Origin of the sequence: Catelliglobosispora koreensis DSM 44566, from assembly GCF_000379685.1 — a bacterium.
In the GTDB taxonomy this organism is placed as follows: Bacteria; Actinomycetota; Actinomycetes; order Mycobacteriales; family Micromonosporaceae; genus Catelliglobosispora; species Catelliglobosispora koreensis.
In genome coordinates this window covers 42847-54764 of record NZ_KB903290.1, presented here as the reverse complement: position 1 = coordinate 54764, position 11918 = coordinate 42847, and the positions used below count along the sequence as shown (strand labels likewise).

The window sequence follows — 11918 nt, the reverse complement described above, 5'->3', positions numbered from 1 at the left end:
CGGAAAGCCTCTCCCTTCGCGAAGCGAAGTGGGTCAAGTGACCCACACGATAACAAGGCATCATCTTCCTGTGAAGGAATTCATCCCTCCCCCGGCGCCCCGGCCGACCGTCACCCACGCCAACTGCATGGTCTCCGAGCTTGAGGGCTTCCGCCCGCTGCTGCTCGACCTGCACGTTCCAGCCCACGGTGACGGGCCGTTCCCGGTGCTCCTGTGGATTCATGGCGGCGCGTGGGCCTGGGGTAGCCGAACGGGGCTGCCGCCAACGGTTGATGCGCCCGCGTTCTACGAAACGTTCCTCAGCCGCGGCTACGCTGTCGCGGACATCGACTACCGGCTGTCCTCTGAGGCACCATATCCAGCACCGCTCATGGATATTCAAGCCGCGATTGAGTGGTTGCGGCATTTCGCCGCTCAGCTGAACATTGACCCGCTCAGATTCGCCGCCCTGGGCGAGTCGGCCGGCGCCCATCTAGCCAACATGGCTGCCCTTTCGGGTGAGGGCGACACGGCCATTCAGGCGGTCATCAGCTGGTACGGGCCCGCTTCGTTCGACGTCATTGATCAGGACGACCCGCACCACGTGATCGCCCGGTTGTTCGGCGGAGCGCTGCGTGAGCGCCAAGAGCTCGTACGCGAGGGCAGCCCGCTCTACCAGGTGCACCCCGCGGCGCCGCCATTCCTGCTCATTCATGGCACCGCCGACGACACGGTCCGGCATATCGAAAGCCTCAAGCTCGCCGACGCCTTAAAAGCCCAGGGGGTACGCGCCGAAGTGATGCTTGTGGACGGTGCCGGGCACTGCTTCGAAGGTCATGACGACATCAACGGACTCGTCAAAGCCGGCGTGGACTTCCTCGACACCGTCCTGCGCTAAACGCCACCTTTCGCCTGCGGCAGCGGCGAGAATGAAGATCGTGAACGGTCGTCAGAGCATCGCCGCCGCCCTGTGCACGCTGCTCCTGGCCACCGGCGCCAGCGCCCCAACGCCCGGCGACGCCCAAGTCGTGACCAAGGTGCTCGAATTCGAGCCCGAGACGCTCACCATCCTGGCCGGAACCAAGGTGACCTGGACGGTCAGCGACCGCATCGCTCACACCGTGACCACGGGAACGTTCACGCTCGGCGGCAACGGGCTGCGCACCTCACAAAACCCGGACGGGCGCATCGACTTGCCGCTGACCAAAGCTCACGAGGTGTCCTACACGTTCAGCACGCCAGGCACCTATTCCTATTACTGCACCCTGCATCAGGGCATGACCGGCCATATCATCGTCACGCCTTAGAAAGGTTGGCAGGCATGGCTTCAGCGGCACGGATCCTCATCCCGCTCATAGCCGGGGCGGCAGTCGCGGTCACGCTGGGCGTGTATGGCCGTGTGCACCAGGCCACCGGCGAAAGTGTCTACACCGGACCGTTCTCCAGCGTCTTCGCGATGAAATCCTGGCTGGCCACCGTTGTTGCCGTGCTCGCGATCTGGCAAGCGATCAGTGCACTGTGGATGTACGGCCGTCTGGGCCGGCGGGCCGCCCCGCCATGGGTCAGGCAAGCGCACCGGATCACCGGCGCGTTTGCCTTCCTGGTGAGCGTGCCGGTGGCGTACAGCTGCTTGTGGGCCTTGGGTTTCCAGGACTACTCGCCACGCGTGCTCATCCATTCGCTGCTGGGCTGTCTGCTCTACGGCGTCTTCGTCACCAAGATGCTGGCGCTGCGTCTTCCCGGAGTGCCGGCACGATTCATCCCCGTGGCCGGAGGGCTCGTGTTCGCTACTGTGATCGCTCTGTGGTTCACGAGCTCCTGGTGGTATTTCACCAACGTCGGTTTCCCCGCTTGGTAGGCGGCTCGCAAATAGAATGCGTACTTGTCGCGGCTGGCCAATTTTCGCCAGCGTGATCCCCGGCTGGGGGGTACAGGGCCCGCCGTGGCGAGATCAAGAGAAACTACGGATCCGCAGCCGCTGTCACCACGTCGCCTCGGCACAAACTGTCAGAGCACTAGCCCCGTAACATGTACCGATGACAAGGCAGCGGCCACCGGCGGCGCGATGCGAAGTACAGCGACTCCCCTCAGGAGCGCGCATCAGCCTGACTGGTGAAATCGACCTGTCGGCCGCAAACCAGGTCAGCATGTGGCTAGCCGAACTGATTCGAGCCCATCCAGGCCAGCCGATCGAAGCCGATCTCGCCGGTGTCCGGTTCATGGATTCCACCGGCATCCGCGTTTTTATTAACGCCCAGGCCAAGGCGGCTAACGTGCAGGGTGGCAGCCTCTATATCATCAACGCACACGGCCTGGTCCGGGATCTGCTGCAGATCACCGGTGTCTACAACGTCCTATGCGGAAACCAGCCCACCTAGCGGAAACCTACACGCCTTGGTCCTGATGAGGCACGAGGGCCGTCACACCTTGTGGTGTAACGGCCCTGGTGTCAGTCGCTGTCAGGAGCGGTAAGCGACCCAGTTGTTGCTGATACGGGTGCTCTGGCCTGGCGTGAACTGGTTGTAGCAGGTGTCGTACGAGTAATCCATGTAGTTGTGGATGGGGTCGATTCCCGCCAGCCGACAGGAGTCCCGGCCCACCGGGCAACCGCTGGTGGGGCTGGACTGCGCTGGGGTGTCGGCGACCTCATCGTTGCGCTTGGTGCAGCCGCCCTGGAACGTGTGGTACAGACCGAACCAGTGCCCTGCCTCGTGCGTTGCTGTTTCGCCCAGGTCGAAGTTGGTGGCGCTGCCACCCGGCAGGCTCGCGTAGTGCACGCGAATGCCGTCGATGCTGGGGTTCTTGTTGTAGTCCCAGGGGAACGTGGCGACACCAAGGTTGTCGAAGTCAACGAGCCACATGTTCAGCGCGTTGGCACCGCCCTTGCGCGTCTGCGAACGGTAGGTGGTGCTTGCCCCGTCAACGTGCCAGGTGTCGTTATAGAAACGGTCGGTCCCAGCCAGGTAGAAGGTGAAACCTGTGTTGGCCGCGGCCGTCGCTTCCTGACCGGCGAAGGTCTTGTTGAGCACCGCGATCTGTTCGCTGATCTGCTGGTCGGTCACGTTTCCGGCGCCGTTGACGGCCGCCATGACGTGCACGTAGACCGGAACGCTCGCCGCGGCAAGCGCGCCCTGCGGAATGCCCGCACCGCGATCCTGCTTGGCTTTCAGGATCGAGGCGGTGCGCGCTTCGATCTCCGACTGTTCCTTCGCACTGATCTCCCGCGTGTCCGCGCCACGTCCACCCTTAGCGCTGGCACCGGTTTCGGGCGTGATGCAGACATCAGCTGCGGCCGCCGCGACCAGTGGAGTGGATACCGCGCTGACCGTGCCCACAGCCAGGCCGGCCGTTAGAGCTAAAGCAACGGTTGAGGGTAGAAACCGTCGTCGCATAAGGGATGCTCCCGGGGGTTGTTGCCCGACGGGGGTGTCGGGCCCTTAGCGGCGAAAAGTATTACGGCTGTTAACTGCGTTGGAAGGGCTTTCTTCGATATGCCGCCGAAGACAAGGGAAATCCTTCAGCGTGTTCGGCTATTCCTTCAGGGCCGCCACCGTTGGCGTGAAGCCGTGCTGCCGCAGCCAAAAGGCCAGCGTGGTTCGATCGCCTCGCGCACAGCGGCAAGGTCAGCGGTGCGGCCCGGATCCTCAGCGCTCGCGAGCTGATCGTTGAGCGGCACGTTGACCCCGGCGGTAACGGCGAGCATCACCACGCAGAGCACCGGGCCAGCGATCACCCAGGACAGCGCACGGCGAAGGCCGGCTCGCACGTGCAAGCCCGCGGCCAGCATGGCCAAGAGCCCGCCCATGAACACGGTCATGAAGAGCGGATTGCGCCTCACCAGGAAATATGGCCAGGACTACTTCCTGGTCCCCGATACCGGCGACTTGGCTGGGGATTTGCGCAGCTGGATCCACACCATGGTCGCGGTTTCAACGATGACGATGTGCGCGAGCAACCAATAGTTGACCTAAACTCCGCCTAGTGATCGTGCGGAGGGCCAGCGTGGCCGATGTGGAAGCGCTCGCGGAACTGCGGGGCATCGAGCAAGGCAAGCGCGCGGCATTCGCCGCCTGGGTGGCCGCACACGCGGAGACTCACCTGCCATTTGTCGCCGAGGTGGACGGATCTGTGGTCGGCTCAGCCTGGTTGCACATCGCGGAACGGGTGCCAGGCAACGAATCGCTGGACCGGCGTTACGGCGACGTCCAGTCGGTCATGGTCCGCGAGGAACACCGCAACCAGGGCATCGGCGCCGCGCTGATGACCGCGATCCTGGCCGAGGCCCGTGCCCAGGGTCTGCTGCACGTGACCGTCCATTCCGGGCGCCGCGCGGTCGACTTCTACCTGCGCAACGGCTTTAGCCACCACCGCCAGATCCTGCTCTGGGAACCCGCGTCCACCTGAGCGGACACCCGTGACATCGCTGGAGCACCGTCACGGGTGAGGCGCCCGCCGTGGTAGCTCAGACCAGCCTGCTGAACCTGACGGTTCAGTGGAGGTCTGCTACGTAAATATGCTCACTCCTCCGGGGCCGACCAGGAGACCGACGACGATCAGAACGATGCCCCAAAGGACCGATCCGCGGAAGATCGCGAAAATGCCTGACACGACCAGGATGGCGGCCAGAATCCACAGCACAAGTTCCATAGGTGATCTTTACCCGCCATGGCCGGTCTCAAACTGAGTAACGCCCACCCCCTGGCGAGTTGCTGGGTACGTTGCTGTTATGACCCACGAACACGACGATGGCCCAGGGTTTGACGCCGAGCTCAACGCTGGGCGTCCTGGCGATGACGAACAGCGATGGGATCGTCCAGGCCACGATGGGGTCATCGGTGAGCATGACACCGACCCAGACCGCCGCAATCTGCGTGCCGAGATCGGCAAGTATGTTTCCCTGGCAACGTTTCCGGCCACGGCCCACGACTTGGTGGTCGCCGTGTCCGCCAACAGTGCGCCAGACGAAGTGATTTCCGCGCTGGGCACTCTCGCGCCAGACGCGAACTTTGAGACCGCTCGCGACTTGTGGTTAGCGCTGGGTTTGGAAGCACGCGAACGGTTCTAAAGAACCTAAGTGATGAATTTCAGGCACCACCGGGTACCGTGCTCGAATGATTTTGAGCGGGGGCAGACGATCGTGCGCCGGCGCCTGTACGCGTCGGTTCGGTGCTGTGCGGCAAGGTCGTCAGCGACGACGAATGTGGGCTAGCGCTGTGGATCGAGGCGGGTTCCCAGGCGATGCGCCGCGTTGACGGTGCCCGCCGGCCCGGCAGCTGTCCCTGCTAAAGCGATGCCGCACTGGTGGGAGCTGCCTGCGACCACGACCCGCTGGGGCTCCGAGACTTCCAGGTATGACCGGGCGGGCGTGCGCGAGTGATTCATGATTTGCTGCGCGAATGATGCGGTCGGTAGCGTTTGTCCTTTGTGGACTACTGATAACTGGATTAACAGTGTTTTCAGCTGGTTCCGCTGCTGGAGAGTTACCGCCTGAGCCCGTGCAACCGCGCAAGGGCCCACTGCAACACACGATCATGCTCTTGGACAGCACGAAGCGGTTCTCCTTAGAGCGCAAAGGCATTCAGGGCAACCGCGAATACTTCGTCATCGCCTCGGCCGAAGGAAACCAGGCCCACACTGCCGAACTGTCCATTTACGAGCCTGGAACATTCACTGGAGGGTCCCGGTTACTGGGCGGGCACCGGGTCAAGATCGTAGGACCGGCCCGTGAGTTCCTCATAGGCTACTTCTTAGCCGATGGTCACATTCTTGGCTGGCATTGGGGCGATACTTGGTTCGTCTTGAGGAGCCACACTCCGGGTGACGCGAGGAAGCGGCTTCTCAGCATCGCCGGGCAGATCGGCGGAACAGGCGGAAGCCCCTACCGCGTCCCGTTCTCGGTGGGATACCGGCCGGCCGGCTTCTCGCCCTCGCACGCTCTGCACCTCTACAGTGAGGGCGGCGCAGAAACGCTTGGCATGACTAAAGGCGCGGTAGGCGAGGAAGCTCAGCTCAGCTTCACCGTTAAGCGGCTCCTCGGCAAAGACAACGCTCACATGAGGCAGAGTCTCGGCAAACCTGATTCCACCGCGCACGGCCGGGAAGTGTGGTTCACCAAAATGCCCAGTGCGGCTGAAATCGTGGTGCGCACGGGCGATTGCTTCGCGCACATCATAGTGCGCGACGTCGCTCTCATTCCACGCGCGGAACAGGAAAAGCTCGTTAACGGATTCATCCTGGGCAACTGCGGCGACACCACTAACTGGGCCTACCCCTTCGCCGGCCTGTCATAACGCGTACATCACGAAGCCGTCCAGCAGGTCACACAGCTTTAGGAGCTGCGATAGGCTGCGCCGGTTTCACCCCTCAATCTCTAAGGAATTCACCATGCGCCGCTTCCTGGCCGCTTCTGTTCTGGCTGTCGCTGCCTTCGGCATGGCCGCTTGCAACACGACGTCAGGCACCGAGGCTCAGTCGACGCCGTCGGCCACCGCCTCCCCCACTCCTTCGATCACACTGGTCGACAAGAAGACCACGTGCAGCAACTTTGAAACCGCGACGATGGCCGCGGGGCTGAAGATGCTCGGCGCCATGGGCGAGGCTCTCAAGACCGCTGATGAGAAGGACCCGGCCAAGGTCGAAGCCACCCTGCTGAAGGTGGTCTCCGACCTGAAGGTTGGCATCGCCGAAATGCGCCAGGCCGCCGAGAAGGAAGCCGCCCAGGCCGCCGACGCGGAGCTCAAGGGGCACCTCGTGACCGCGGCCGCCGAGCTCAAGAAGCTCGAAGACGAGATGGCCAAGGTCTCCAAGGTCAGCAGCGCTGACGATCTGCCGAACATGGAGACACCGGCGCTCGACGCGGCGACCGACAAGATCGAAGAACTCTGCAAGTAGCGATCGCGGTGCGGGGCGTGCATAGCGGACGCCCCACACTAGGCTCGGCGGTATGCAATACACACGCTTGGGGAACTCGGGACTCAACGTTAGCCGGATCGCCTTGGGCTGCATGAGTTTCGGTGACACGTCGCGCGAATTCAACAAGTGGGCACTAGACGATGACGCCGCGGAACCGATCTTCCGCCAGGCGATCGACCTTGGCGTGACGTTCTGGGACACCGCCAACATTTACGGGCACGGCTCGTCTGAGGAGATCGTTGGCCGCGCGATCCGCAAATACACGCGACGCGACGACATTGTCTTGGCCACCAAGGTTTTCTTCAAGATGCAGGACGGTCCGGGCGGTTCGGGCCTGTCGCGTAAGGCGATCCTGCAGCAGATCGACGCTTCGCTGAGCCGCCTGGGCACCGATTACGTTGACCTGTACCAGATTCACCGCTTCGATCCGCACACGCCGGTCGAGGAGACGATGGAAGCCCTGCACGACGTCGTCAAGGCTGGCAAGGCCCGTTATCTCGGGGCGTCGTCGATGTGGGCGTGGCAGTTCGCCAAGATGCAGCATGCGGCGCAACAGCACGGGTGGACCCGGTTCGTATCGATGCAGAATCAGTACAGCCTGATGCAGCGCGAAGAGGAACGCGAGATGTTCGGCCTGCTCGCAGATCAGGGCGTCGCCTCGTTGCCGTGGAGCCCACTGGCCAAGGGGCGTCTGACGCGGCCGTGGTCGCAGAACACGACGTTGCGTGCTGAGACGGATCCGCTGCAGGCACGGTACCCAGCTGAGGCCAACGAGACGATCGCCGATGCGGTGCAGCAAGTGGCCGAGGCGCGCGGCATTCCGATGGCGCAGGTGGCTCTGGCGTGGGTGCTCAAGCACCCGATCGTCGATGCCCCGATCGTTGGCCCGACGAAGGCGCATCATCTGCCCGATGCTGTCGCCGCACTTGACGTTGTGCTCACAGACGAGGAGATAGGCGTGCTCGAGCAGGCCTACACCCCGCGGCTGCCCACCGGTTTCTGAGTCAAAAAGCAAGCGCCGGAACGTGAACACGTTCCGGCGCTTGTTTCGTGCGGCTATTAGTCAGCCAGTTCCAGGCGCCTGCGGGTCCCCAGGGCCAGCAGTCCCGCACCGACGAGCATCATCACGCCGGCACCCATGAGCAGCACGCTGATCGGGCTGCCCGTGCGCGGCAGTTCGCCGCCCGGGCTGGGCGACGGTGCCGGGGTGAGGCTTTCCGAAGCCGAAGCACTAGGCGATGCCGACGCGCTAGCCGACGCCGAAGCGCTGGCCGATGCGGAGGCGGAGGCACTCGCCGATGCGCTAGCGGAAGCCGAAGCAGACGCCGACGCGGAAGCACTGGGCGAAGCGCTAGCTGAAGCACTTGGCGAGGCGGAGGCACTCGGCGAGGCGGAAGCACTAGCCGACGCCGAAGCTGACGCCGAGGCCGAAGCGCTGGCCGAGGCGGAGGCCGACGCCGAAGGACTCGGTGAGGTCGGCGTTCCCGGGCACGTGTGGCTCAGGTTGAACTGTGCGTTGGCCTTTTCGTTGACCAGCACTGCCGTCGCACCGGTCAGCTGCCAGCCCGCGGTCGTGAAGACATAGGCGTGCCGGAATTCACCACCCGCGTCGTCAAGGAACGCGGTCCAGCCCGGACCGCTGTCCGGCGTGGACGCGTCCGTGCTGGTGATCGGGCCGGCCACAAGCGGGCCGCCGGGGGTCGAGAAGGTCAGGGTGAGCGAGGTGAAGCCGTCGCCTTGCGCCGCAGGGGCGACAAAGTGCCAGCCGTCCTCGTCGTCGGCGAGCCCCTCGAACGGGCCTTTGCATTCCTTAGTCGGGAACGCCTGGGCCGTGGTCGGCACGTGGCTGGGGTTGATGTTGGCCGCGTAAACCCCTGCGGCGAGGGTGACAGTGCCGATAACAGCCAGAACGGTCGGAAGCCCGAACCGCCGGATGTATGTGCGCGTGCGGCTAGATGTCACGAATTGACTCCGGGTTGAATAGACAGGTGGACAGCGCACGCTAACGCCCCCGGCCAGGCATGCGGCATCGCATGAGCGGTCTGACCAGCAGGCCGAAAGGCCGCCAAGGATAGGCGTGTGGGCAGTATCGATGGATGCCAGTGCCGTAACCAGAATGAGCAGCCACAACTAGCTGGGCACTGATCCCTAGAGGACCAGCGCCCAGCACCGTCGCGGCATTATGTGCGGGAGATCACCAGCCGCTGTTGGCTATGCCGAGGCCGAGAACGATCTGGTCGTAGAGGTTGCCGTCGTTGTCGTCGGTGTACGCGGCGCTGACTTCACCCCACGGCGATACAGCCACGACGAGACCGTTCTGTTTGCCGGCCGTCACCTGGCTGAGCTGCTGGTTTTCCAGACGGCCGGTGCCGTCGCCGTCGGGGCCGTAACCGCGCACCCACGTGTCCACTCCGGACACGGTCCACGCGACGACGACGTTGCCCTGATCGTCGAGCCCAATCGAGGCCAAGGTGCCAGAAGTGGCCGCGGTCACGTCAGCATGCGACGGTGTGCCAGCGGAACTGAAGCCGCGAAACGCCACGGCCCCTTCGCTTTCGAACGCCACGGCGAAGTCGCCGTTGAAACTGCAAGCGACCGAAGCGCCGAACTGCTGACCGTCGCCCACAGAGTTAGCGATGGTTTTCGTCAACGTCACCGTGCCAGCGGCGTTGAAGCGGGTCAGGCCGATGTTGTAAAACCCGTTGTTGTCGATGTCTTCGTCCCAGACGACGAGTGCCGAGCCTGAGGCTGACACCGCGACGTCGGGGCGCTTGTTGACCCCGCCGGTGGCGTGGACCTGCTTTTCATACGAGCGGGTCGCGTTCTTGAACCCGGCCACGCGCACGGTCGGCGATGCCGTGCCCTGAGTGTCTTCCCACGCCACGGCATAGGCGATGGTCGAAGGCGCCGACGGTACGCCGTCAAGATCCACCGACACGGAAGGATTGACCTGCTGACCGTCAGCCGAGGTATTGGCCGTAGCAGAGTGCAGCAGCGTGCCCGTCGGCCCGAACACGCGAACGGGAATGTTGTAGAACCCGTTGGCGTCTGGATCGTCTTGCCACACCACGACAGCGTTGCCCTTGTCGTCAAGGCCAACGTCGGGGTTCAGGTGCCGCCACGCCGCACCCGTGCCGCCAGCGGAAACCTTCTTCTCGTAAACGCTGGTGCCGTGCCGGAACAAGCGAATCCACACGTCGCTGTGCGCGTTGTCGTCAGGTGCGCTGGTGTCACGGTCGTCTTCCCAGACGATGGCCACGTGACCGTTGCGGTTAGCCGCGATGGCGACCGTGTCCTGATCCCCCGTCGAGACGGAATTGCCAGGCAGCCACTCAGGCGCCGCCACGACAGGAGCGGCGGCAGCGAGCATCGATCCACTTAAGACCAAAGAAAAAAGGAGCTTCACCGCGTACCCCCTAAAGGTTTTGAAGGCCTGGAAGGCCCTCTTGGATGACGAAGGAACGCAGGGTGCTCGCCGCGGCGCCGTGTTCGGTAACCGTGGCCACGGCACGGAAATCGGCCTGGATCTGAGTAGGTGTGATCAGCGTGCGGACGTAGCCGCGGTGGTCGGAGTAGAACTTCAGGTGTGGGTTGTTGGCCACGTCGGGGATGGTCGTGGACCCGGATCCGTTGCCACCGGAGGAAATCGAGGTGGTCACCAGCTCCGTGCCGATAACAGCCGAGTTGGCATTGGCGTAATCGGCTTTGAGGTTGTTGCCCCAGGAGCGGTGGACATCGCCCGTGAGCACGACCGGGTTGCGCACCCCACGGGCGACCCAGCCGTTTTGGATGCGGGCACGTGAGGCACGGTAGCCATCCCACGAGTCCATCGAGGCCGCACCGGCGGCATCGAATCGGCGGGCGAAAAACACTTGCTGGCCAAGGATGTCCCAGGTTCCCAGGCGCTGGCCCAGGCCGTCGAGCAGCCATGTCTCCTGCGCGTTGCCGGGCAGGGAGCGGGTCGCCAGGTCGGCGTCGGAGCAGACCTTCCAGCCGTCGCCGCAGGCTTGGTCGTGGCGGTACTGGCGGGCGTCGAGCATGTGGAACGTGGCCAGTGATCCCCAGCGGATCCGGCGGAAGAGCGGAATGCTGTTGCCGCTGTACTTTTGCGCGTTGCGCAGCGGCAGGTTCTCCCACAACGCGCGGTAGGCGGCACTGCGGCGCGCGGTCCATTGGGCCGCTGTCAGGGCCGGAGTGTTGTTTTCACGGACCGTTCCGGCGTAGTTGTTCTCTACTTCATGGTCGTCTGGCACGCACAGCCACGGCGCGATCGCGTGCGCGGCCTGCAAATCGGGGTCCATCTTGTACTGCGCGTAGCGCCGCCGGTAGTCAGCCAGCGAAACGATCTCAGCGCCAACGTTTTCGCGCACCGACCCGGCCGTGGCCGCGTCCTCGTAGATGTAGTCCCCCAGGTGCAGCACGAGCTCTGGACGGTCCTCGGCCAGCCGCCGGTAGGCGGTGAAGTAGCCGGCCTCCCAGTGCGCGCAGGAGGCGAAGGCCATCAACAGGTCCCGCCCGGCGGCACCAAACGCGGGCGCCGTGCGGGTGCGGCCCACGGGAGAAATGTGGCCCTGAGCACGGAAGCGGTAGAAGTAGTCGAAGTCGGGGTTCAGGCCGCTGACTTCGACGTGCACCGAGTGCGCGTCGGCGTAGAGTGCCGTCACCGAACCCGAGGCTGCCAGCGACGTGAATCTGTCGTTTGTGGACACTTGCCAGTCCACGGTGATGTTGGCGTTGGGCATGCCACCCTGGCCATCGGCGTTGAGGGGTGACGGGGCCAGGCGCGTCCAGAGCACCACGCCGTCAGGCAGTGGTTCCCCGGAGGCTACGCCAAGTTTGAAGGGGTACGGAGTCGTTGCCAGCACACTAGGGGCGGCTGCGGCGGCGGTAGCAGCGGTTGCTCCAGCCACAGCGAGTCCACCTAGGACAAAGGTCCGGCGGCTCACCTTTCTCATGAGCCATTTACTACCATCGACCCCTGAAGTATTTCTACATTCACGTTACAGAAAATGAAACTCCCCGGCGCG

General features: G+C 64.0%; 16 protein-coding genes. 10 read left to right on the top strand and 6 right to left on the bottom strand.

Annotated elements, in window-relative coordinates; genetic code table 11:
* Positions 1 to 70 precede the first annotated feature (70 nt).
* The 4 genes from A3E1_RS0130275 to A3E1_RS42890 all read left to right on the top strand — a co-directional run bounded on the left by A3E1_RS0130275 (position 71) and on the right by A3E1_RS42890 (position 2357).
* A complete protein-coding gene (locus A3E1_RS0130275) occupies positions 71 to 877 on the top strand; it encodes an alpha/beta hydrolase (RefSeq protein WP_020524562.1) in 807 nt (268 codons plus the stop codon).
* Positions 878 to 917: 40 nt separating this feature from the next.
* On the top strand, positions 918 to 1286 hold the full coding sequence (locus A3E1_RS42895; RefSeq protein WP_157631829.1) for a cupredoxin domain-containing protein: 369 nt from the start codon (positions 918 to 920) through the stop codon (positions 1284 to 1286).
* Between the two features lie 14 nt (positions 1287 to 1300).
* Complete coding sequence (locus tag A3E1_RS0130265; protein ID WP_020524560.1) at positions 1301 to 1837, top strand: DUF6529 family protein; 537 nt, start codon at positions 1301 to 1303, stop codon at positions 1835 to 1837.
* A 178-nt stretch (positions 1838 to 2015) separates the two neighbouring features.
* Entirely contained in the window at positions 2016 to 2357 is a 342-nt protein-coding gene (locus A3E1_RS42890) for an STAS domain-containing protein (protein WP_083929704.1), read from the top strand.
* An 81-nt stretch (positions 2358 to 2438) separates the two neighbouring features.
* Here the strand turns inward: A3E1_RS42890 and A3E1_RS0130255 are convergent, their stop codons facing one another.
* Positions 2439 to 3371, bottom strand: a complete 933-nt coding sequence (locus tag A3E1_RS0130255; RefSeq protein ID WP_026208985.1) for a zinc metalloprotease — start codon at positions 3369 to 3371, stop codon at positions 2439 to 2441.
* A 146-nt stretch (positions 3372 to 3517) separates the two neighbouring features.
* Positions 3518 to 3796: a DUF1772 domain-containing protein gene (locus A3E1_RS42885; RefSeq protein ID WP_020524557.1), complete on the bottom strand. Its 279-nt coding sequence runs from the start codon at positions 3794 to 3796 to the stop codon at positions 3518 to 3520.
* On the opposite strand from A3E1_RS42885, the gene A3E1_RS47450 reads away from it, so the two are divergent.
* Entirely contained in the window at positions 3783 to 3941 is a 159-nt protein-coding gene (locus A3E1_RS47450) for a hypothetical protein (protein ID WP_157631828.1), read from the top strand. The two genes, A3E1_RS42885 and A3E1_RS47450, sit on opposite strands and share 14 nt — an antisense overlap.
* Before the next feature lie 19 nt (positions 3942 to 3960).
* Entirely contained in the window at positions 3961 to 4383 is a 423-nt protein-coding gene (locus A3E1_RS0130245) for a GNAT family N-acetyltransferase (RefSeq protein ID WP_026208984.1), read from the top strand.
* Between the two features lie 99 nt (positions 4384 to 4482).
* Here the strand turns inward: A3E1_RS0130245 and A3E1_RS47795 are convergent, their stop codons facing one another.
* Positions 4483 to 4626 (bottom strand): GPGG-motif small membrane protein, encoded by a 144-nt coding sequence (locus A3E1_RS47795; protein ID WP_020524554.1) that lies wholly within the window; start codon positions 4624 to 4626, stop codon positions 4483 to 4485.
* Between the two features lie 79 nt (positions 4627 to 4705).
* Here A3E1_RS47795 and A3E1_RS0130235 point away from each other — a divergent pair, with 79 nt between their 5' ends.
* From A3E1_RS0130235 to A3E1_RS0130220, 4 genes are all read left to right on the top strand, one after another.
* The gene (locus A3E1_RS0130235) at positions 4706 to 5044 is read left to right on the top strand and encodes a DUF2795 domain-containing protein (protein WP_020524553.1); all 339 of its coding nucleotides are present in this window, start codon (positions 4706 to 4708) and stop codon (positions 5042 to 5044) included.
* A 472-nt stretch (positions 5045 to 5516) separates the two neighbouring features.
* A complete protein-coding gene (locus tag A3E1_RS0130230; protein WP_157631827.1) occupies positions 5517 to 6269 on the top strand; it encodes a hypothetical protein in 753 nt (250 codons plus the stop codon).
* A 94-nt stretch (positions 6270 to 6363) separates the two neighbouring features.
* A complete protein-coding gene (locus A3E1_RS0130225) occupies positions 6364 to 6870 on the top strand; it encodes a hypothetical protein (protein ID WP_020524551.1) in 507 nt (168 codons plus the stop codon).
* Positions 6871 to 6922: 52 nt separating this feature from the next.
* Positions 6923 to 7894, top strand: a complete 972-nt coding sequence (locus A3E1_RS0130220; protein ID WP_020524550.1) for an aldo/keto reductase — start codon at positions 6923 to 6925, stop codon at positions 7892 to 7894.
* A gap of 56 nt (positions 7895 to 7950) precedes the next feature.
* On the opposite strand, the gene A3E1_RS47445 is transcribed toward A3E1_RS0130220, so the two are convergent.
* The 3 genes from A3E1_RS47445 to A3E1_RS0130195 form a co-directional block, all read right to left on the bottom strand.
* Positions 7951 to 8853 (bottom strand): LPXTG cell wall anchor domain-containing protein, encoded by a 903-nt coding sequence (locus A3E1_RS47445; RefSeq protein WP_157631826.1) that lies wholly within the window; start codon positions 8851 to 8853, stop codon positions 7951 to 7953.
* Positions 8854 to 9085: 232 nt separating this feature from the next.
* The gene (locus A3E1_RS0130200; RefSeq protein WP_026208983.1) at positions 9086 to 10297 is read right to left on the bottom strand and encodes a hypothetical protein; all 1212 of its coding nucleotides are present in this window, start codon (positions 10295 to 10297) and stop codon (positions 9086 to 9088) included.
* A 10-nt stretch (positions 10298 to 10307) separates the two neighbouring features.
* Complete coding sequence (locus tag A3E1_RS0130195; RefSeq protein WP_026208982.1) at positions 10308 to 11846, bottom strand: alkaline phosphatase D family protein; 1539 nt, start codon at positions 11844 to 11846, stop codon at positions 10308 to 10310.
* Positions 11847 to 11918: the final 72 nt, after the last annotated feature.

What these genes read in the sequence shown, in the direction of transcription:
- A3E1_RS0130265 (WP_020524560.1), top strand. Translation starts at nt 1,301, where the DNA reads ATGGCTTCAGCGGCACGGATCCTCATCCCGCTCATAGCCGGGGCGGCA.
- A3E1_RS42890 (WP_083929704.1), top strand. Translation starts at nt 2,016, where the DNA reads ATGACAAGGCAGCGGCCACCGGCGGCGCGATGCGAAGTACAGCGACTC.
- A3E1_RS0130255 (WP_026208985.1), bottom strand. Translation starts at nt 3,371, where the DNA reads ATGCGACGACGGTTTCTACCCTCAACCGTTGCTTTAGCTCTAACGGCC.
- A3E1_RS47450 (WP_157631828.1), top strand. Translation starts at nt 3,783, where the DNA reads ATGAACACGGTCATGAAGAGCGGATTGCGCCTCACCAGGAAATATGGC.
- A3E1_RS42885 (WP_020524557.1), bottom strand. Translation starts at nt 3,796, where the DNA reads ATGACCGTGTTCATGGGCGGGCTCTTGGCCATGCTGGCCGCGGGCTTG.
- A3E1_RS47795 (WP_020524554.1), bottom strand. Translation starts at nt 4,626, where the DNA reads ATGGAACTTGTGCTGTGGATTCTGGCCGCCATCCTGGTCGTGTCAGGC.
- A3E1_RS0130235 (WP_020524553.1), top strand. Translation starts at nt 4,706, where the DNA reads ATGACCCACGAACACGACGATGGCCCAGGGTTTGACGCCGAGCTCAAC.
- A3E1_RS0130225 (WP_020524551.1), top strand. Translation starts at nt 6,364, where the DNA reads ATGCGCCGCTTCCTGGCCGCTTCTGTTCTGGCTGTCGCTGCCTTCGGC.
- A3E1_RS0130220 (WP_020524550.1), top strand. Translation starts at nt 6,923, where the DNA reads ATGCAATACACACGCTTGGGGAACTCGGGACTCAACGTTAGCCGGATC.
- A3E1_RS0130195 (WP_026208982.1), bottom strand. Translation starts at nt 11,846, where the DNA reads ATGAGAAAGGTGAGCCGCCGGACCTTTGTCCTAGGTGGACTCGCTGTG.